This is a genomic window from Endozoicomonas sp. Z74 (assembly GCF_057680865.1).
In genome coordinates this window covers 10,913-33,018 of the sequence record NZ_JBLYZI010000049.1, presented here as the reverse complement: position 1 = coordinate 33,018, position 22,106 = coordinate 10,913, and the positions used below count along the sequence as shown (strand labels likewise).

Sequence of the window (22,106 nt, the reverse complement as noted above, 5' to 3'; positions counted from 1 at the left end):
CCCTTTATCAGGCATTCCGTTCAAGATAGACAATGTGAACCAGGGAAGAAGAAAATTATTTTAACATCAGGCGGTTGCCAGCACTTCCTGCAGCATTCCATCGGTCTGACCTTTTGCCATCGTTAATTTCCGTTGAACCCGGTTTTCCAGCATCACGGTATCGTATTCAAGTTGTTCTTTTTCATCTGGCATAAATGAAAGCACTGGGACTTCCTCGGGCCTGTGCTGGAAGTCCGCATTGCTGATCTCCTTATAGTAAGGCTGGCCGGTGATAAAGTTTGTCCATGATTTTTGCTTACCCAGTTTGTCCTGAATAAAATCGTCGGCGTCCCGGGGCGTTTTACACTGCACCGTGGCCTGCCCAATAAAGTCATCTCTCCATTGATACCATGCCTGAAGGGCGGTCTCTGCATCTCCTGGTTGAACGCTTTCGACCACTTTCCCGAAGGCTTCTCCCAACCGCCCGGTCATAGGTAATTTTTTCTGGTGCAAAGCCTCCAGTATTCTTAACTGCTGAAGATAGGCCATAAAGACTTTCTCAAGGTTCATGGTGACCTTCTGTACTTTATTACGAATCTCGGCACGTTCAGCAATGGCCTGATCTTTTGCTTTCAATAAGGTTTCCACGTCCGCCTGGGCATCCTCTCCATAATACCCGCCATGCTTTCCAGTCTTGGCTGCCTTCTTGTCCCTGCCAATGTCAGCAGCAAGGTTCTCTCTGGCCATCAGGCTATGAACAACACCAAAATTGCCTTTTCTGGCTACCCGGCGATCCTTCTGTAACTTGGCACGCTCACTGGCAGGAGAGCCAACGGATATCAGTACCGCATTACTGGCATCGAAATTGAATCCTCTTGAACAGGCATCCGTAGCATTGATAACAACGCCTTTTGCTCTTCCCGGGGTTGTCGCGGTAGCGATGGGCCTGCTGAGAGACTCCACCTGTTCCGCAAAGACCTCATGGTCCGGTTTTTCCAGCAGGTTGGCCAGGGTCAGATAATCGGCTTTACCCCTGAACCCCGGCTGTTTCTCAGAGTACAGCCCCAGAGCATGGTCCAGGGCAAAAACGTCCGCCTGCTCACTGGAGAGAATGATCACGTCCATACCCTGATCAATATAATGCCCGGCCATATTGACCACGTTATCGTAAATTTCGGCCCGGCTCTCAAATACCTGGGGAGGATGTTCCACCAGGTTCAGCTCGTAGGGAGGCTTATAACAGATATTCGTCCGCCCCTCGGGAACCAGGTCATCCAGCATGGTTCCACTGCCATAGGTAGCGGTCAGGGTATACATGGCATGGCCTGCAAAGTTCTCCCTGAAGAACTCCTGGGCTGACGCTGAAGCAATGGTCCTGCTGGGCGGAGCAGGGGGCAACCCATGCATATAAGCCAGATAGTTAGAGGCATTACCAGCGAAAGAGGCATTTCTTACAATTTCAGCGGTTGTCTGGTTAATGGGATAAATTTTAAGTGGGTGGCCCTGTTTCTGGTGCTGATGAATGACCTCGGGCGAGGGATTCTGCACGGCCACCACGGTTTTCCGGGACGGGTTGGCCGGATCTGCCGCTTCATAACCCACCGTGTAGGTTTTCTGTAGCTGGAACTGATGCTTCTTCTGGATAAAGGCATGAAGACTTTCTCTGCGCTCATCCCAGTCTTCCTGCTTCATAGCCTCCACTTTCCTGATTTCAGCCTGATAGTGTTTGATGGCTTTTCCATCAGACTCATCAGAGAGAGCCCCCAGGTCTTGCTTCAGAACCTTGAGCATTTCATTCCGATAGTCTTTCCAGCTCACTTTCTCCTGATGTTCAAGGGCTTCAAAGACCTGGAAATAAGCATGGTACGATTCTGAGCTCCAGTGATCAGACTGCTTGGGGGAGGTTTCTGAGATAATGAGGGCTCCGGAACAGTCCTTATCCTTCACCGTATCGTATTCATCAAAAACAACACTTCTGTTAAAGCCCTCAGTGTACATCTCCAGAACCCGGTCATTGGGACAGCGGGCAATGCCGTCATAGGATCCGTCGTCTTCTTTAAACCGCTCTGCCAGGTCCAGTGTATCCAGTCTGAGTTTATCCCCCATAACCGTTTCTGCTGTTCCAAACACCATGGCCCGTTTTTCTGTGTACTTTTTCATATTGTTCTCAAAGTTGGTGCCAAGCAGATAAACGGAGAAGTTGAATGCTTTACCCCAGGGCCTGAAGTTCTCATAGTCCTGTTGCAACAGAGTTTCATTATTGGTCACAAAGAGAGGGAAATGATCATCCTGTTTACCCAGTTGCTGGGTCAGTATTAGAGCAGGTGTTATATAGGCGGACTTTCCGGATCCAGGTTCGGCTCCTATGGCCTGAGAAGCGGAGGGTGAATTGATGGAAGCGATCAGAGCGGCTACCTGGGAAGGCTTGGGGAGAGCAAGCTGGTGATTCATGGCAAAGACCACATTCACCATGGCCAGCACCTTCAGTTTGTCTTCAATGCTGCCAAGGCTGGTTTCCAGTAAATGTCGGTAGTCAGCAGCAATAGAATCAGTCCCTTTCTCAATGATGTCCTGAGTGTACTGTTGCAACAGTTGAACCTGGCGTTCAATTTCTTTTGGTTGAGTGAGTTGAAGACCATTCTCAGCTTTCAGGTGAGCCAGCTCTGCTTTCAGTTTGGGTATTTCTTTTTGAGTGGAATCGGATTTATCCTGACTTTCCTTCTCCCTGATTTGATTCTGGAGCCTTTCACATTGCTGTTGATCTTTTATTGGCACCAACTCAGAGACACTGGCTACGACATCTTCCGTTTTCAGATGACGGGTGAATTTTTCTCCCATTGTTGTTTTGGCTTTTCTCTGTGTTTTCCGGTTTTTAACAGTATCTGCAAGAGTGGTAACAATAAACTGTTTAAGCTCGTCCAGTTTGCCGTTGCTTGCAAGATCAATGCATAATTGCTGATTTTCACAGGCAATATGCAGGGCGGCTTGTTTCAGGTCCTGCATGGGTAAAAACAGCTTCTGGGATCTTAACTTTGCCAGTTCAGTCATGAATATTTTCATCACTGCTCCAGAAGGGTAGCCTTTTGGACGTTTTTTCATCGCTTTCCAATGATGATCCCTTAAGCTTTCAAGCTCACTTCGATAGCGATAAAGCCTGCCGGTCAGCCTCTCGTTCTTTCTAACTCTGTGCTCTACCTTTAAGCCGGCTCTGCCGCTTTCTTCAGACAGCGGGCCAATTTTAACCCTGCCTCCGCTTTCTGGAAAAGGTGCCAGGTCAGGGTAAAGGTTCACCCCCGCCCACAGGATATTCTCCTTAAGCTCTTCGTAATACTCACTGTATATTTTATAAAAATTGCTTTCATCCATATTTAACCCTTCGAAACGTTCATTCATCAACTTGATGAATGCCTGAACTTCAGGGCTCCTGGCAAGCTCTTCCGCCTTTTTCCGGGCTTTAGCCTTATTTTTCCTGGTTCCCTTTTGCTCAATATTACTAAGGGCTTCTTCATAGGCATCTGCCGTTTGTTCAAAATCATGGATGATCTTTAGCGTTTTATCCAGAGCCTTCACTTTGTCTTCTATCTGCTTCTGTTTTGAATCAAAAACTTGCTTTGCATTCGGTGAGGCGGCTTGACCTCTGTCCAGCATTTCCCAAAGGGCAAAGTCATATTGATTGTTCACTTGAGTGTCCGGCTGGGTAAGGGCTGCTGTTGTATAGCAAAGAGCGTCCAGTTGATCGCCCTCCGGAAGTTCCTGAAATAATTCAGAGCGGGTCATCCGATTGATGCCATCAATGCAGGAATGAGCTGCAGGCCTGTGCCTGGATGTTGAGATGGCTCTCAAGGCAACGGCTTTAGCGGAGCTTAATGCCAGTTTAGAAACCGGGTCGGTATCCTTGTCACCGGCAAGCGCGACGGGCAGTGCCCCGGTTAACTTCGAACACGCCTGCTCAAGCTCTCGGGTTGCAGAGTGACCCTCAGGAACCACATAATCAATATGGCGATTACTGACTTCAACCTGTTCCAGTGCCATATTCGTTGTGGGTTTGCCCTTGACGACAGCCGTGTGCTGACGTGGCTGTATGTTCAATTCATCGGCAGGTGTTCTGACCAGTTTGCCAAGGGCAGCCGCATCAGACCTGGCATCAGTAACCAGCACCTTTTCTGCCGATCGCTTCATTTGATCAAGCTGCAGTCCAAACAACGTGTTAATGTCACAGGGGCTATCCGGATCTTTCATCTGACATATCTGCCCAACCTTTTTTTTATCCAGATATTGATGCTCTATGGATTCACTGGCATCCGAATCTTTGATACCAGGCAGGTTAAGATCACCGGCAGAGCAATCTGTCCGAATCTCACTGAGGGTTCTTTTACGGGATACCTGATCCAGTTTCTCTTCCACTCTGTGCTTTTCTTCATCTTCTTCCTGGTGATGGTGATCATAAAGGTATTGAGTGAGATCGTATTGTGCGCTTTCTGATGAGCGGGTCAGGGCTCCCGCCATGTCGACCTTTTTGCTTTTTCGTGATTTTGAAGGAGACGCTGAGACTTGTCCTTTTTTGATGAAGTAGGCATCGCTCTTTTCCTGCAGTTCCATCTCCGAAGTGACAAAGGTGCTTGGTTTCTCCATTAAAACCGCAGTCTCTCTTTCCAGAAGGCCGTTCCTTAAAAAAGACGCAGAAGGATCATTGATTAGTTTCCGACCAAGGTTTCTCAGGCCTTCCCGGGGATCCCGATGCGCTTTTATATAATTGACCATGTTTTCCCGCCGGCTCTCAAGGCTTGCTCCCTGCATTTCCGACATTCTTCCACCGGGCATATTGATGTGCGTCATATGGCGAACCGGATGTATCAATTTTGCTGCTTCATCCTCGTTGCCATTGGCCGCATCCGTGGCGACTCTGGTCATATAAATGGCCGCATCCAGAGCAACCTTGATTTTCTGGGGGTCAACATAGGGTTGCTTCTTGGCATTGGAAAAGGAGAGCGCCAGCTCAAAGGCCAGAGAGCGCTCTCTGGGGCTCAGGTCTCGATAGCGCTTGAGCAATGCGGTCTCTTCCTGCAAAAGCGCTTTCCAGCGGGCTGCATCCGTTGGGGTGTTCAATCCACAATGCCGCATTCCCGGCCAGGACATGACATTCAACCCGTTGGTTCCAAACAGGTCATTGCTGGCCGATGTACGAATCCGTTCCGGGCGCTGACAGGCTCCGGGTTCTTTGACCATAACCCGGCTTTTCATGGTTCGGGCTACTTTTAAATACTGACCATAAGCCATGTGGGAGTAGTTGCGCCGGAATTCATCAAAGGTCAGAGGTATGATCGAGTCCGTATGATAGTTGTAATTCATGGGTACCCACTGACCGGGGTCATCGGGGTTGCACACGGCAACAGCCTGGTAATCATAGGCTCCATAGCCCCGGGTTGAACCCTGCTCGGTCATTTCCAGATAACCCATTTCACCTAACTCAAAGCGGCTGGCTCGGTTGAATGGGTTGCTACTGTCAGCCTCAGGGTGCCGAAAAGGCTTCAGTACCAGACCGCCTCTGGCAAGATTGTCTCTTATTATTGGAACTGCTTTTTCAGGCGGCGCTGAAAGGACACCTTCATTAGGGTTTCCTGCAGGGTCTTCATAAAAAGCTTCATACTCGTCTGTACAAAGCTCAGTACTGACACTTTCCATGGAAACCAGCAGTTCAAGGTGCTGTTTAAGGGTATCCGTGGTATCAGAGCGGCTTTTGGCACTGATCAGAGCGTCCAGCAGGCGCCTTCCAACCTGGTAGTGCCTTAGGGCACAGGCAGACGTTTCACTGGCTTTATTCATTGCCTGACAATAAGGTGAGCTGCTGTCTCCCTTATCATCCATCCATTGCAGGTTTTTGTGCATCCGTTCTCTGGACAGCAGGGCATTGACGGGGTCTTTCAATTCCGGGAAGTGCTGGTCAACCAGGCCTATGACCACCTTTTCGGTTTCATTGGCCATGGTGGTTATTTTAGGATGGTCTTTGTACATCCCGCTTTCATAGGTTTTGAAATTCAGGCTTGGTTTTGCAATGTATTCTGCTGATACATTTTTTGCCCGGGTTGTACGGTCAAAACGCTCCCGGATGCCATTCAGATCCCCGGCAATTTGCAAAGCCGGATTGGCCAGTTGTGTGTAAGGGTGTTTGCCATAGTTCCAGGAAGGCTCATTAAGCGCGGTTGACTTTTCACCCGCTGACCCCGATTGCCAGAGGTGGGTCATTTTGCGGCTGTAGTCCTGTAGCTGTTTCTGAAAATCGTCCGGTAGCTTGGAAGGTGGATGCTGATAGCTGTAATTCGTTTCTCCCTTGATGACCAGCTCCGGATCACCGTCAGGGCCATTAGACTGCAGGGATAAGTCGGGGACCAGACCGGTAATATTTTCCGTCCACGGAACGTTCTTTTTCTCCGGGGTCATTACACTGTTTGGGTGGCAGTAGTCCTCACGATAACAGACGTAGACTTTTGAGGGATCAGATTCGTCTTGAATCAGGACAAAACCGGCGTAAACATTGTCAAAGCACATGTTTTCCGTGGCATCAGCGCTCTCGTTCATGGTGATGTTAATATCCAGTTCACCGGGCCTGGATGCCTTGTTCTGGGTTTCCCGGGTTCCAGCTATTTTACAGACCTGTCCCAGCTGGTAGCCCTCCACGGGGGTACCTGAAAAGAAAATCTCATGGTATTTTCTGGCGGCCTCTTCACTCACAATAACCGTATGTTGTTTCGGGTCAGGACCGTACTTCATTTGCCCTTTGTGCCAATGGTCGTAAAGGGCATCGTATTTGCGGCGCTTTCGTCGCTGGTTGGCTTCCTGAATCTGCCCCCCGAAGGACTGGACGGTATCCTTGTCTTTTTCAAGGAAATCTTTCCAGGTTTTTGGCTTTTCCTTATAACGTTGTGCTGCAACATCAATTTCAGCGGATACATTCCTGGCGGCGGAAGCGATGTCAGTCTGGACATCGTTTACCAGATCCACCCCCGTATCGACTGCGGTATCGACAGTTAAATCAACATTGATAGCGTAAGAAGCGTCGTCATTCTCAGTTTCTGATGATCGCCTGCTTCCTCCTTTAACCGGCTTTACCTTCGGAAGAGGGTGCACATAATACTGCTCTTTGTCACAGGAAAACCCCTTGTCACCGTCAGTTGGTTTCATGTTCACCAGCTGATCAGCCACTGGAACCCAGGTGGTAAATTCAGGCTCCGGGACAGGATGGGCTGCCTTGTACTTTTGCATTCTGACGGCAGGAGATAGCCATATTGTATCGCCCGTTTCGCTCCCATTACCTTGAGGAACCGGTGATTCAACCTCTGCCGTTTCATACTCATAAAACGGTATTTCAGGTCGAAAGGTTGTCTCTGGCAGTGGTTTTGGGAAAGCTTTTGGGAAAGGTGGCTGAGCCTCCATTTCCAAATCATCTGATTCTGGTGTCGGTAATGGTTCTGTGCGATAAGAAGCTGAACTGACCGCAGGACTTGGCGTATCTCTGTTTACCTTCCCTGGAGGCTTCGTAAACCGTCGTTTTTTCGAGTTATTTTCTTGTTCGGATGGGTCAGGTAAGAGCAGGGGGGCTTTTCTACTTTTTCCTGTGCCGGGTTCAGGCGGTTGAACCGGGGGAAGCGGTTCTTTGAACGACCTTTGATTATTTTTTACAGACTTGCTGGTCATTGATCTGGCAGGAGGCTTGCGACTCTCCATAGACCTGTCAGGAGCTTCTTCCGGTGAAAGTAGTTCAAATTGAAACCGTCCTTTCCCCCGTTGATTCTTTTTTGGCTGGTCTTCGACGTGCGCTGCAGGGGCCGACGATGATGTTTTGGCAGGCTCTCCCGGGGCGAGGTCCAGCCAAATGAGAGAGGGCTTTGGTGCCACAACTGGCACCGGGACACCCAGATCATTCAACGTTCTTTCAATTGCCGTCAGCTTGAGAGTCGCCGTTTCGATACCTTTATTGATTTCCGGTAACTTTTCAGTGAAGCCGGGCTCCACCTCATTGACTTTATTCAGCAACAGGGCATTGAGCTTGTTTTGTTTTTCTCTGTTGGCTTTGAGCTTCTCATCGGGAGGAATAACACTGGTCACTTCTCCACTATCCGCAATGAACACAATGGAAAAGTCACTGAAGTTTTCCAGCTGATCACGATTCTTCATCAAATGCCGGATCACCGGTATGCTGCCGGTCATATCCTTCTGTGCCTGTAATGAAGCTCTCTGGCTATAGGTTTCCCGATAATCCTTCTGTAATTCAGAAGCTTCCAGACTGTATGGGTTAACCATGGGCCTCGGTTCGCTTTTTTGAACCTTCCGCTGCATCACAGGTTTTTGTGGTGGACGGGAAGCGCCTTCCGGGATGAATCGAACCCCATCACCCTGATTCTCCTGTTTCAAAGGAGGGGCTAAATAGTCCTGCTGTTGCTTGAAGAGAGAGGAGAGCCTCTCTTGAGGAGAGGGAGTAGCAGCTGGCATGGTTCATCCCTGAATATGCAGTCCATAAAAGTATAGACGGGATTTTTTATGCCAATAAATTATATAGCCTCCTCATTGGAGGTGCAGCAGGAAGTTGTATGCAGTGAATAGGGGGGGATGAAAAAAGCCCGCTGCCAATGCAGCGAGCCTTACTGATTAAAACAGGAATTTCTAGAATTGGTCCTCTTCGGTAGAACCGGTGAGAGCCGTAACAGAAGACTGGCCACCCTGAATCACCGTGGTCATATCATCAAAATAACCGGTTCCCACTTCCTGCTGGTGCGCCACAAACGTGTACCCTTTTTCAGCGGCAGCAAACTCGGGCTCCTGAACCATTTCCACATAATGCTTCATGCCTTCGCCCTGAGCGTAATTATGGGCCAGCTCGAACATGTTGTACCACATGTTATGGATACCCGCGAGGGTGATGAACTGATACTTGTAGCCCATATCGCTCAGCTCCTGCTGGAACTTGGCGATGGTGGCGTCGTCCAGGTTTTTCTTCCAGTTAAAGGAAGGGGAGCAGTTATAGGCCAGCAACTGATCCGGGTACTCTGCCTTGATGGCTTCTGCAAATTTACGGGCTTCATCCAGGTCTGGCGTGGCGGTTTCGCACCAGAGCAGATCAGCATAAGGCGCATAGGCAAGACCACGGGCAATGGCCTGGTCAATCCCGGCACGGGTACGGAAGAAACCTTCTGAGGTTCTTTCACCGGTCAGGAAGGGGGCATCGTATTCATCACAGTCAGAAGTAATCAGGTCCGCCGCATTGGCATCGGTACGGGCGAGAACGATGGTGGGAACATCGGCCACATCCGCAGCCAGGCGTGCGGCCACCAGCTTCTGAACGGCTTCCTGGGTGGGCACCAGAACCTTGCCTCCCATATGCCCACACTTCTTGACTGAAGCCAGCTGGTCCTCAAAGTGGACGCCAGCAGCACCGGCTTCAATCATGGATTTCATCAGCTCATAGGCGTTGAGCACACCACCAAAACCGGCTTCAGCATCGGCAACAATGGGGGCAAACAGGTCAACATAGCCTTCGTCACCTGGGTTTTTGCCGGCTTTCCATTGAACCTGATCCGCACGACGGAAGCTGTTGTTGATGCGCTTGACCACGGCAGGAACAGAGTCAACCGGGTAGAGTGACTGGTCAGGGTACATGGTGCTGGCGGTGTTGTTGTCTGCAGCTACCTGCCAGCCGGACAGATAAATCGCCTCAATACCGGCTTTAACCTGCTGCACCGCCTGGCCACCGGTCAGGGCTCCGAGACAGTTGACATAGCCTTTTTTGGACTGGTTGCCATAGACCAGATCCCAGAGCTTTTCTGCCCCCTGGCGGGCCACCGTGTTTTCGATTTTAACGGAGCCCCTGAGGCGGACTACGTCTTCTGCCGTGTAGGTGCGTTTGACATTTTTCCAGCGAGGGTTTTCTGCCCAGTCCTTTTCAATACGGGCAATCTCTTCCGCGCGGTTGTATCGAGCCATCTTATTTTCCTCCCCCAGAAAATGAGGTGTTATTTATACGACAGATGATCAGCAAAAACCACAGATTGTTAGCAATATAACATCTCTTGGTCTAAATTCAAACGACTGTTTGATCAACAGAAACCATCCTAAACAGCCCTGTTAAATTCTGGTAATTTATAAGGGTTATCTTGGGTATTAATAAAATGAATATTGCACGTATCGATCTTAACCTGATGGTTTACTTGGATGTCCTGTTGAGGGAGCGCAATGTCACCCGGGCCGCTGAGCAGCTTGGCATTACCCAGCCCGCCATGAGCAATGGGCTCAGGAGACTGAGAGATCTTTTCAATGATCCGCTGCTGGTGCGTACCAGTGAAGGAATGACCCCGACTGAACGGGCATTGGAACTGCAACCCCTGATCTGTGAAGCTTTGTTATCCCTTGAGAAAACCATCCAGCCCAGAGAGGCTTTTGTTCCACAAACCAGTCAGAGAGTGTTCAGAATAATGGCCTCTGACTACGCCGAGTCGACACTCACTCCCCTGGTTCTGAAACAGGTTCGCAGTCTCGCTCCCCATGTCACGCTGGACATACTGACTCCCAGTGATGTGAGCTTTCATGATGTGGAGCAGGGGTGGGTGGATATGGCGATTAACCGTTTTGACAGCCTACCCCAGTCGTTCCATCAGTCCAGACTCTGGCAGGATGATTTTTCCTGTGTGGTCAGCAAAGATCATCCTATTCTCCAGAGCTTCACCCTGGAGGCTTACCTGGAAGCCCGGCATATCTGGGTCAGCAAAACCGGTATGGGCGTCGGGGTCGGCGTCAACCCTGAGGATGTACAACGGCTGGGCTGGGTGGATGAAGCCCTTGCGGCCCTTGGGAAAAAACGAACCATCAGTGTTTTCACCCGGCACTACCAGGTGGCGATGTTGCTCTCGGCCCAGAACGACCTGATTGCTACACTGCCCAGTCGGCTGGCAGCACTTCAACACTATGACCAGTCACTGACCGTAGTGGAACCGCCTTTTGAAATTGCCCCCTTTGATCTGTCCATGGCCTGGAGCCCATTGCTACATCATGACTCTGCACACAGCTGGCTTCGCCAGATCATCAAGTCGGTGGCAGATGGCTGAGGGTATTTTTATCAACCAACGACGAAGCATTATGTGCATGCATGATAACTTGTGATATTTTGATTGTTATTCGATGATAATATGTGATTTAATCTGTTCCGAGGCGCGACTTCTGGTATAAGCGGCTGATAAGACATTGCGCAGTTGTCCCCTGACAGCATAAGAACAAACACCCCTTAACCGGGCACTGGCGGAGACGGAAACGATGGACTGGTTGAACAACCTTGACAGCGATCATTCACTCTATGAGGTGGCAGAGGAATGCCAGAATCATATGGCAGAGTCTTATTATCTGCTTCTTTCAGAGCAGAAACAGGAACAGCTGAAGGACGATTGATAACCATCAGGCCTGCTTGTTGGATATAAAAAAACGCCCCTGGCACCCACAAAAGTTGTCAGGGGCGTTTTTTTATAGTGAGCCATAGCACCATTCACTTGAAAAATACCCACCATAACCCCGGTTGATTGGCTTTACCAACCGGCTTCTATAACATGCCCTGAGCAGTCTGTTTTTTTTACGGTGATTCTTTTTGCCGGTCTTCTCGAGCCTATTCAGGGTGCTGACTGCTTTTTCACCGTTCGTCAGAACTTTTTCAGAGACACTTCCAGAAAAAAGTCCAGGCAGGTAAGGGCCTACGCTGCTAACGACGAAGGGATAATAATGACAAACCAGACAATGAGGTTGCTTTTTCATGGCAGAACTCCCCACAGAACGGGTCCAGAAAGGCGGACTGCAGATAGCCGCTGTCCTTCATGACTTGTTAGAAAATGAGATCATTCCCGGAACCGGGGTCAGTACCGATCATTTCTGGTCTGGACTTGAATCCATTGTTAACAATCTGTCGCCCAGAAACAGGGCACTTCTGGCCAGACGTGATGAGCTCCAAACCCTTATCGATGGCTGGCACCGTGATCATGGCAGCTCTCTGGAAAATCCCGGAGCTTACAAGTCATTCCTTGAGCAAATTGGCTACCTGCTTCCGGAGGGAGAAGACTTCTCTGTTTCTACCCGAAATGTGGATACTGAGATTGCCACCCAGGCCGGGCCCCAACTGGTGGTTCCGGTAATGAATGCCCGTTTTGCCCTGAACGCTGCCAATGCCCGATGGGGCAGTCTTTATGACGCTCTCTACGGCACTGATGCCATTCCGGAGACCGGTGGAGCGGAGCGGGCCGGGGCATACAATCCAACCCGGGGAGCCAGGGTCATTGAGTTTGGCCGGGCACTTCTGGATACCGCAGTTCCTCTCACCACTGGAAGCCACAAAGAGGCCAGCCGTTACCAGGTTCTGGAAGGAAACCTGGCGGTATTATTGAAAGATGGCACCGTTGCCGCCCTGGTCAGCCCGGAAAAGTTTGCAGGCTACACCGGTTCTCCTGAAGACCCATCATCGATTCTGCTGAAAAACAATGGCCTTCATATTGATATTCAGATTGATCCAGAGGGGCTGATTGGCCAGAGTGATACAGCAGGGGTCCAGGACCTGGTGGTGGAAGCGGCGATCACCACCATCATGGACTGTGAAGATTCCATTGCAGCGGTAGACGCTGACGACAAAGTACAGGTTTACCGGAACTGGCTGGGCCTGATGAAAGGGAACCTGGAAGATACGTTCACCAAAGCAGGCAAGTCACTGACCCGCCGGATGAATCCGGACAGGGTTTATACCGCTCCAAAAGGCGGCGAACTGACTTTACCCGGCCGCAGCCTGATGTTTGTCCGGAATGTTGGGCACCTGATGACCACCGATGCGATTCTGGACAGGGAAGGCAATGAAATACCGGAAGGCATCATGGATGGTCTGTTTACCTCCCTGATAGCCCTTCATGACCTCAACAAAAACGGTCGCTTCCAGAACTCCCGTGAGGGCAGTGTTTATATCGTAAAACCCAAAATGCATGGTCCGGAAGAGGTTGAGTTTGCCTGTGACCTGTTCACTGCCATCGAAGAGGTGCTTGGCATGGCGCCAAATACCCTGAAAGTGGGCATTATGGATGAGGAGCGGCGAACCTCCCTTAACCTCAAAGCCTGTATCAGGGCGGCCCGGGAACGGGTGGTCTTTATTAATACCGGCTTCCTGGACCGGACCGGGGATGAGATTCACACCAGCATGGAAGCAGGCCCGGTGGTTCCAAAAGGGCAGATGAAGCAGACCGCCTGGATTAATGCCTATGAAGACAGGAATGTCGACACTGGACTGGCCACTGGACTGCAGGGCAGGGCGCAGATCGGAAAAGGGATGTGGGCCATGCCGGACGAAATGGCTAATATGATGGAGCAGAAAATCGCCCATCCCCTGTCCGGTGCCAACACGGCCTGGGTACCTTCACCTAACGGTGCAACACTGCATGCCACCCATTATCATAAAATCAACGTCATTTCCCGCCAGGATGAACTGGTCAGTCGTGAGCAGGCCAGTATCGATGACATTCTTCAAATTCCTCTGCTGAAAGAGGTATCAGAACTCAGCCCGGAGGCCATCCAGAAGGAGCTGGATAACAATGCCCAGGGAATTCTGGGCTACGTGGTCCGCTGGATTGACCAGGGCGTGGGCTGCTCAAAAGTACCGGATATCAATGATGTGGGACTGATGGAAGATCGTGCAACCCTGCGGATCTCCAGCCAGCACCTGGCCAATTGGCTCCGTCATGGCGTCTGTTCTGAAGAGCAGGTGATGGCCAGCCTGAAAAAAATGGCTGAAGTGGTGGACCGGCAAAATGCCAGCGATCCTCTGTACCGGAATATGGCCACGGACTTTGATAACAGCATCGCTTTTGCCGCAGCCTGCGAACTGGTGTTTGAAGGTTGCCAACAGCCCAATGGTTATACGGAGCCTGTACTGCACAGACGAAGACGGGAATTCAAGTTAAAGCATTCACTTTAACCATTGATTGAAAACAAAAAAGCCCGGTTTATCCGGGCTTTTTTATGATCAAAAATATCCGTTCAGATCGCCCTGGCCTGATCCGCTGCATTACCAATATAGGTGGCAGGTGTCAGTTGTTTCAGTTCGTTCTTGACCGACTCGGGCATCTCAAGTCCTTCAATAAAGGCTGCCAGCGTTTCACGGGTAATACCGTCCTGGCCCCGGGTAAGTGCTTTCAGTTTTTCATAAGGCTGTTCGATACCGTATCGGCGCATGACCGTCTGGATGGGTTCTGCCAGTACCTCCCAGGCATTGTCCAGATCTTCCTCAAGACGGGCAGGGGAGGCTTCCAGCTTGCCAATCCCCTTGAGAGTCGCGGCATAGGCAATCAGACTCTGTCCAAGGCCAACCCCCATGTTTCTCAACACGGTTGAATCGGTCAGGTCGCGCTGCCAGCGGGAAACCGGAAGTTTAACCGCCAGGTGCTGCATAATGGCATTGGCAATGCCCAGGTTACCCTCGGAGTTCTCAAAATCAATGGGGTTGACTTTATGGGGCATAGTGGAAGAGCCCACCTCACCGGCCACGGTTTTCTGTTTGAAATAACCCAGGGAGATGTAACCCCATACATCCCGGTCAAAGTCGATCAGAATGGTATTGAACCGGCAGATAGCGTCGTACAGCTCTGCAATGTAATCATGGGGCTCGATCTGGGTGGTGTAGGGGTTCCACTGCAGCCCCAGACCGGTGATAAACTGCTCAGCATGGTCGGCCCAGTCTATTTCCGGGTAGGCGGACAGGTGAGCATTGTAGTTACCTACGGCACCGTTAATTTTGCCCAGGGGGACAATGCCTTTGACCTGCCGCAACTGGCGCTGGAGTCGATAGGCAACGTTAGCCATCTCTTTGCCCAGGGTGGTTGGCGAGGCCGTCTGTCCATGGGTTCTGGAGAGCATGGGTTGCCCGGCATGGGTTCTGGCCAGACTTTCAATGGCTTCCACAACGTTGACCATGGCAGGTAGCACCACTTCTTCCATGCCGGTTTTCAGCATCAGGCCGTGGGAGAGGTTGTTGATGTCTTCAGACGTGCAGGCAAAGTGGACAAACTCACTGATGGCTGAGAGCTCACTGTTCCCCTGGAACCGCTCTTTAATCAGGTATTCAACCGCTTTTACATCGTGATTGGTGGTTCGTTCAATTTCCTTGACCCGTTGCGCTTCTTCCATGGAAAAATCGCTCACCAGACTTTCCAGAATATCATTGGCCTCTGGGGAGAGGCTGGGAACTTCGGTGATAGCCGGGTGCTTTGCCAGAGCCTGAAGCCAGCGAACTTCAACCGCTACGCGAAAGCGGATCAGCCCATATTCGCTGAAAATGGTCCTTAAGGATTGGGTCTTGTCACCGTAACGGCCATCAATGGGGGAGACGGCGGTCAGTGCATTCAGCTCCATGTTTTCTGCCTTGTACTCAGGGGAAAGGGCGCATCATACCTGAAACGCCTTTCGTTTCGAACCGCCCTTTCCAAGCAGCGCCTAAAGTGGGTGGATAATCAATGGCACCGGGAAATGCCAGTATATACCCGTCGCCTTTCAAGTTGTTACTTTGTTGGCTGCAATCACTCACCCCGGTCACTTGGTTAATCCAAGCTCCCGGGGCTTCGTCCTTTTGCCGCCGCGTAGCAACTTGAAATCCTTTGGGTATAGAAAAAGTAATTACAGACGTTTAAGCCCATCCAGCAGTTTCTTCCGACTGACAAACAAGTGCCAGCGGGTGCCTCCACACTGCCGCCAGAGGGTGGCAGAGCGAATACCGGCCAGCAGAATGGCCCTGATTTTATTGGCATTGGATGGGTTTTGCAGGTGACGCATGTCACCGGACACCTGGATACGGGTTCTGAAGGTGCTGATGGTGTCGAGATAGATGCTGGCCAGGCTGGAGATCACGTTGTCATGGAGCATGCCGAAATGTTCAACCTGCTCTTTGGTCCGCGCCAGGCGCTCACCAATCGTATTTAGCATGCGGCGATTCCGGCTCAGTTTTTTTTCAATATGAATCAGTGCCAGGGCATAACGGATCACATCACCCTGGATAATCTGGCTGTCTCTGCTGAGCACCGCATTCAGGGTTTTCCGGCCGGGCTCAAGGCGGTCAAAACCACCATAAACCTCTGCCACATCCCGTGGCGAAGTCACAAAAATACTGTTGATGGAAGGGCGCAATGCCTCTTCACTCAGCTGCCCGGTCCTGGCCAGTTTTTCCACCAGTCCTGCCGCCTGAAACACGCCGGATAATGCTGCCGCCTGATCCTTTGTAGAATATTGCACCGATGTTTACTCCAGGGTGTTTGTGCCGACGATTTCTTATTAAAGGAGACGCACTGGCTCAGTGCGCCCGGTGGCGGGATTCTATCACACCACCACCCAGGCAGACCTGCTCATCGTAGAAAACCACGGACTGCCCGGGGGTGACAGCCCTCTGGGGCTGGTCAAAAATCACCACGTATTGCCCATGCTCATCCCGGGTCAGCTGACAGTCCTGGTCCTGCTGGCGGTAACGAACTTTGGCTCTTAGCCGGCAGGGGAGGGCAGGCGGTTCTCCGGCGACCCAGTCAATATGGGAGCAGGTCAGGCGTTCGGAAAACAGCAGGGGGTGATCCTTGCCCTGGCCCACCAGAAGCACATTTCTTTCCAGATCTTTTTCCAGAACGTACCAGGGCGCTTCGCTGGCATTTTTCAGGCCGCCAATACCCAGGCCCTGACGCTGGCCGATGGTGTGGTACATCAGACCGGAATGTTCACCGATCACCTCTCCTTCAGTGGTTTCGATGGCACCGGGGCGGGCGGGCAGGTATTGCTTCAGAAAATCCCTGAACCGGCGCTCTCCGATAAAGCAGATACCGGTACTGTCTTTCTTACTGTGGGTGATCAGCCCATGCTCTTCCGCAATCCGGCGGACCTCAGGCTTCTCCAGTTCGCCTACCGGAAACAGGGTGCGGGCAATCTGCGGTTCGCCAACGGCATGAAGGAAGTAGGTCTGGTCCTTATTGCTGTCGACCCCCTTGACCAGCAGTGACCGGCCATCGCGATCCACCTTCCGGCAGTAATGGCCGGTTGCGATAAAGTCAGCCCCCAGTTCCAGGGCATAGTCCAGGAAGGCCTTGAACTTGATTTCCTTGTTGCAGAGGATGTCCGGGTTGGGTGTCCGGCCATTACGGTACTCATTGAGAAAGTGCTCGAAAACATTGTCCCAGTACTCGGCCGCAAAGTTGGCTTTGTGCAGGGGGATGCCCAGCCGGTCGCACACAGCCTGGGCATCGGCAAGGTCTTCCATGGCCGTGCAGTACTCAGTGCCGTCATCCTCTTCCCAGTTCTTCATGAACAACCCTTCGACCTGATACCCCTGTTGCTGCAACAAAAGGGCGGAGACCGACGAGTCAACACCGCCGGACATGCCGACAATGACTTTCTGATCAGAAACGGGTCTGGCCGGAGCGTTTCTGGCCTTGTTCTGGGAGGGGTTCATCATCACTGGAGCGTACTGCCACCTGTAAAAAAAGAGCTGGCTATTCTACCTTCAGGCCGGAATAAGCGCCAGACAGGCTTTATTCAGAAAAGTGTCTGGTAAGGGTAAATCCAGAGTCGGGTTTCGCTTTTGTAACAAAACTACATTTATTCCTGTTCAAGGATGTTATATCTTATACGCGCTTTCACATAACGAGAAACAGCCATTAGCGCGCAATTTAAGCTGTTTGCCGGTTGAAACAGCACTGCAGGTTCAGAATAAGAAGCATTGAACCCGGTTTCATCTGGCAAGACCGACGGCTATTTGCCACAAATAGAGAACGGAGTTGATAATGGGATACCAAAAGATCAAGGTGCCTGCCAGCGGTGACAAAATCACTGTCAATGAGGACCTCTCCCTGAATGTTCCCGATACCCCTGTCATTCCCTACATTGAAGGCGACGGCATTGGCGAAGACGTATCCCCTGCCATGCTGAAGGTAGTGGATGCGGCCGTTGAAAAGGCCTATGGCGGCAGGAGAAAGATCGAATGGATGGAAGTATTCTGTGGCGAAAAAGCCACCCGCGTCTATGACGAAGACACCTGGCTGCCTGCCGAAACCCTGGAGGCCCTGCAGGAATACGTGGTCAGCATCAAAGGACCATTGACTACCCCGGTTGGCGGCGGCATCCGCTCTTTGAATGTGGCCCTGCGCCAGGAACTTGATCTCTTTGCCTGCATCCGCCCTGTACGCTGGTTTAAAGGGGTTCCAAGCCCGGTGAAGGAACCGCACAAAACCGACATGGTCATTTTCCGTGAAAATTCTGAAGACATCTACGCCGGGATTGAGTGGCAGGCGGGCAGTGCTGAAGCAGACAAACTGATCCGCTTCCTGCGGGACGAAATGGGTGTCACCAAAATCCGTTTTGAAAACGAGTGCGGTATTGGCGTCAAGCCAGTGTCCAAAGAAGGCACTGAACGTCTGGTGAAAAAAGCCATTCAGTTCGCCATTGATAATAACCGCAAGTCCGTTACCCTGGTCCACAAGGGTAACATCATGAAATTTACCGAAGGCTCCTTCAAGGACTGGGGTTACCAGACCGCCGTTGAATCCTTCGGTGGCGTGCCCCTGGATGGTGGTCCCTGGCACACCGTCAAGAACCCCAATACCGGTGAAGACATCGTTATCAAGGATGTCATCGCTGACGCCTTCCTGCAGCAGATTCTCCTGCGTCCTGCAGAGTATGACGTCATCGCCACCCTGAACCTGAACGGCGACTATATTTCTGATGCCCTGGCAGCACAGGTGGGTGGTATCGGTATTGCGCCCGGCGCCAACATTGGTGCTCCTACTGCTGTTTTTGAGGCGACCCACGGGACTGCGCCAAAATACGCTGGCCAGGATAAAGTCAATCCGGGTTCCGTCATCCTCTCTGCAGAAATGATGCTGCGCCACCTGAGCTGGAATGATGCGGCCGACCTTATTATCAAGGGTATGGACGGTGCCATCGGTGCCAAAACCGTTACCTATGATTTTGAGCGTCTGATGGAAGGAGCGACTCTGGTGAAGTGCTCTGAGTTTGCGGACGAGATCATCAAGCACATGTAAGTCTGTCGAAAAATACAGCCTTACTGATAACCCGCCTTTATGGGCAGGAGAGCCGGGCCCTTCACTCCGGCTCTCTTTTTTCAATGAGCGAACCCTGTCTTTTTTTACGCCGATTTCTGGTGTCGATTGTATTTCCAGCCAATGCCTGTTTAGAATGAACTCTGGCAGCCAAAAGTTTTGCCAATACTCACTGAATCTGACCGAATTGAATTTAACCGTCAAAAGTCCTGTCTTCGTGCCGACTGATTAACAGTGTTCAGATTTTTTGTGATTGGCGGTACAGATGCTTTTAGCGCCTGAATACAGGCATAAATGATCAATTACAGAGTGAGACACCGCAGATTTGCAGTCACATAACCATGAGTAATCTCGAACTGTTTCGTCTAAGCTTGGAAGGAGAGGGACAGGAACAGGAAGGCGATCTGGAAATTGCCGTTATTCCAGAAAAAACCCGCCTTGCTCCCCCCTCAATGTATCAGGTCTTGCTCCTGAATGATGATTTTACACCAATGGATTTTGTTGTTGAGGTCCTGGAGAAGTTTTTCAGTATGCCAGAGGATCAGGCGACCCAGATTATGCTGACAGTGCACACGCAGGGAAAAGCAATATGTGGTGTCTACAGCAGGGATGTCGCCGAGACCAAGGCTCAGCAAGTTAACGAATATTCCAGAGAAAACCAACATCCCCTGTTGTGCAAGACAGAAAAGGCCGATTAGCGTTTTCAGGGTTACACCATATGCTCAACAAAGACCTCGAATTAACACTTAACAGCGCTTTCAGGGATGCACGGACCAACCGTCATGAATTCATGACAGTTGAGCATCTGCTGCTGGCTCTGCTGGATAATGAATCCGCGTCCAGAGTTCTGGTCGCCTGCGGTATTGATCTCGATAAGTTGCGCAGAGATCTTACCGAGTTTGTCAGTTCCACCACCCCGCTTATTCCTGACCATGACGGTGACCGCGAGACCCAGCCAACACTGGGCTTCCAGCGGGTGCTGCAACGGGCGGTGTTCCATGTACAGAGTTCCGGTAAAAAAGAAGTCACCGGCGCCAATGTACTGGTGGCCATCTTCAGCGAACAGGAAAGTCAGGCAGTGTACTTCCTGAAACAGCAGGATGTGGCCAGGATTGATGTGGTTAACTACATCGCCCATGGCATAGCCAAGACTCCGGGCCATGAGCTGGAGGAGCTGGGGCATGATCTGGCGGATGATATGGAGCCGGAGCCTTCAGGCAGTGCCAGTAAAAACCCTCTGAAGCTTTATGCCACCGATCTCAATGACCAGGCTCGCCTCGGCCGTATAGACCCTCTGGTTGGTCGAGCTGAAGAAGTGGAAAGAGTTTGCCAGATACTGACCCGTCGTCGTAAAAACAACCCGCTTCTGGTGGGGGAGGCGGGTGTCGGAAAAACAGCCATTGCTGAAGGCCTTGCGCGTCGCATTGTCGATGGCGATGTTCCCGAAGTGTTGTCCAAGGCTGTCGTGTACTCCCTGGACCTGGGTTCACTCCTGGCTGGCACCAAGTACCGTGGCGATTTTGAGAAGCGTTTCAAGAAGTTACTGAGCGAACTTAAAAAACTGGATCACGCGATTCTGTTTATCGATGAAATTCATACCATCATCGGGGCGGGTGCTGCTTCCGGTGGGGTGATGGATGCCTCCAACCTGCTTAAGCCGATGTTGACTTCCGGAGAGCTGCGCTGCATTGGCTCAACCACTTTCCAGGAGTTCAGGGGCATTTTTGAGAAAGACCGGGCTCTGGCGCGACGCTTCCAGAAAGTGGACGTTATTGAACCCAATATTGAGGATACTTATGAAATCCTCAAAGGTCTGAAAAAGAAATTTGAAGAGCATCATGACATCGAGTACCAGGATGATGCCCTGAAAGCCGCTGCAGAACTGGCAGACCGCTACATTAATGACCGGCACATGCCTGACAAGGCCATTGACGTTATTGATGAAGCCGGTGCTTATCAACGGCTGCAGCCGGAAGAAGAGCGCAAGAAAACCATCGAGGTGGACGATGTGGAAAGCATCGTGGCCAAGATTGCCCGGATTCCACCCAAATCCGTTTCCTCTTCTGATAAAGAGTTGCTTGGCAAGCTGGAACGTAACCTGAAAATGGTGGTGTTCGGCCAGAACGAAGCCATCAGTTCACTGTCAACGGCCATTAAACTCTCCAGAGCGGGCTTGAAAGCACCGGAAAAACCGGTGGGTTCCTTCCTCTTCTCCGGCCCTACCGGTGTGGGTAAAACCGAAGTGTGTCGGCAGCTGGCCAAAGCCCTGGGTATTGAGCTGGTTCGATTTGACATGTCGGAGTACATGGAAGCCCATACGGTTTCCCGCCTGATTGGTGCACCTCCCGGTTATGTGGGCTTTGACCAGGGTGGTCTGCTGACTGAGGCGATCAATAAGACACCTCACTGCGTCCTTCTGCTCGATGAAATTGAAAAAGGGCATTCCGATGTATTCAACCTGCTGCTGCAGGTGATGGATCACGGTACTCTCACCGACAACAATGGTCGTAAGGCGGACTTCCGCAATGTGATACTGATCATGACCACCAATGCCGGTGCGGAAACCATGACCCGAAGCTCTATCGGTTTCCTTGAGCAGGATCACACCACCGATGGCACCGAAGCCATCAAGAAAACCTTTACTCCCGAGTTCCGTAACCGGCTGGATGCCATCATCCCATTTGCGGCATTGAATGATGAAATCATCAAGCACGTCGTGGACAAGTTCCTGACAGAAATGCAGGCTCAACTGGATGAAAAGCGGGTTCAGGTGGATGTGGATGACAAGGCCAGGGCCTGGCTGTCTGAGAAAGGGTTTGACCGGCAAATGGGTGCCCGGCCCATGGGCAGAGTGATTCAGGAACACCTGAAGAAGCCCATGGCGGAGCAAATTCTGTTCGGGAAGCTGGCCGAAAATGGCGGTACGGTTAAAGTTACCGTCAGAAAGGGTGAGCTCCACCTGAAGTTCGAGGCAGCCAGAAGCCGCACTTCCGATCTGGAAGCAGTGGACGGTGAGGCAGGCTAGGGAAAGGGAAGAGC

At 51.3% G+C, this 22,106-nt stretch carries 11 protein-coding genes; 6 read left to right on the top strand and 5 right to left on the bottom strand.

The annotated features are described in order from the left end of the window. Positions 1–66: 66 nt before the first annotated feature. Positions 67–8,466, bottom strand: coding sequence for a P-loop NTPase family protein (locus tag ACNRUY_RS14765; protein ID WP_488112405.1), 8,400 nt, complete (start codon positions 8,464–8,466; stop codon positions 67–69). A gap of 171 nt (positions 8,467–8,637) precedes the next feature. Next, the gene (gene aceA, locus ACNRUY_RS14760; RefSeq protein ID WP_488112404.1) at positions 8,638–9,954 is read right to left on the bottom strand and encodes an isocitrate lyase; all 1,317 of its coding nucleotides are present in this window, start codon (positions 9,952–9,954) and stop codon (positions 8,638–8,640) included. A gap of 185 nt (positions 9,955–10,139) precedes the next feature. Between aceA and ACNRUY_RS14755 the strand changes: the two genes are divergently transcribed. The 3 genes from ACNRUY_RS14755 (at position 10,140) to ACNRUY_RS14745 (ending at position 13,957) form a co-directional block, all read left to right on the top strand. Further along, on the top strand, positions 10,140–11,072 hold the full coding sequence (locus ACNRUY_RS14755; RefSeq protein WP_488112403.1) for a LysR family transcriptional regulator: 933 nt from the start codon (positions 10,140–10,142) through the stop codon (positions 11,070–11,072). A 205-nt stretch (positions 11,073–11,277) separates the two neighbouring features. Continuing rightward, entirely contained in the window at positions 11,278–11,409 is a 132-nt protein-coding gene (locus tag ACNRUY_RS14750; RefSeq protein ID WP_488112402.1) for a hypothetical protein, read from the top strand. Positions 11,410–11,764: 355 nt separating this feature from the next. After that, a complete protein-coding gene (locus ACNRUY_RS14745; RefSeq protein WP_488112401.1) occupies positions 11,765–13,957 on the top strand; it encodes a malate synthase G in 2,193 nt (730 codons plus the stop codon). 62 nt (positions 13,958–14,019) lie between these two features. Here ACNRUY_RS14745 and purB read toward each other — a convergent pair whose 3' ends face one another. The 3 genes from purB to mnmA all read right to left on the bottom strand — a co-directional run bounded on the left by purB (position 14,020) and on the right by mnmA (position 17,464). Beyond that, on the bottom strand, positions 14,020–15,390 hold the full coding sequence (gene purB, locus ACNRUY_RS14740) for an adenylosuccinate lyase (protein ID WP_488112400.1): 1,371 nt from the start codon (positions 15,388–15,390) through the stop codon (positions 14,020–14,022). Positions 15,391–15,651: 261 nt separating this feature from the next. Further along, complete coding sequence (gene hflD, locus ACNRUY_RS14735; RefSeq protein WP_488112399.1) at positions 15,652–16,263, bottom strand: high frequency lysogenization protein HflD; 612 nt, start codon at positions 16,261–16,263, stop codon at positions 15,652–15,654. Between the two features lie 58 nt (positions 16,264–16,321). Next, a complete protein-coding gene (gene mnmA, locus ACNRUY_RS14730) occupies positions 16,322–17,464 on the bottom strand; it encodes a tRNA 2-thiouridine(34) synthase MnmA (protein WP_488112413.1) in 1,143 nt (380 codons plus the stop codon). A 328-nt stretch (positions 17,465–17,792) separates the two neighbouring features. Here mnmA and icd point away from each other — a divergent pair, with 328 nt between their 5' ends. The 3 genes from icd to clpA all read left to right on the top strand — a co-directional run bounded on the left by icd (position 17,793) and on the right by clpA (position 22,092). After that, positions 17,793–19,049 carry an NADP-dependent isocitrate dehydrogenase gene (gene icd / locus ACNRUY_RS14725; RefSeq protein ID WP_488112398.1) on the top strand — a complete coding sequence of 419 codons (1,257 nt, stop codon included), beginning with the start codon at positions 17,793–17,795 and terminating at the stop codon, positions 19,047–19,049. A gap of 359 nt (positions 19,050–19,408) precedes the next feature. Beyond that, positions 19,409–19,765: an ATP-dependent Clp protease adapter ClpS gene (gene clpS / locus ACNRUY_RS14720; RefSeq protein WP_488112397.1), complete on the top strand. Its 357-nt coding sequence runs from the start codon at positions 19,409–19,411 to the stop codon at positions 19,763–19,765. 20 nt (positions 19,766–19,785) lie between these two features. Further along, entirely contained in the window at positions 19,786–22,092 is a 2,307-nt protein-coding gene (gene clpA, locus ACNRUY_RS14715; protein WP_488112396.1) for an ATP-dependent Clp protease ATP-binding subunit ClpA, read from the top strand. Positions 22,093–22,106: the final 14 nt, after the last annotated feature.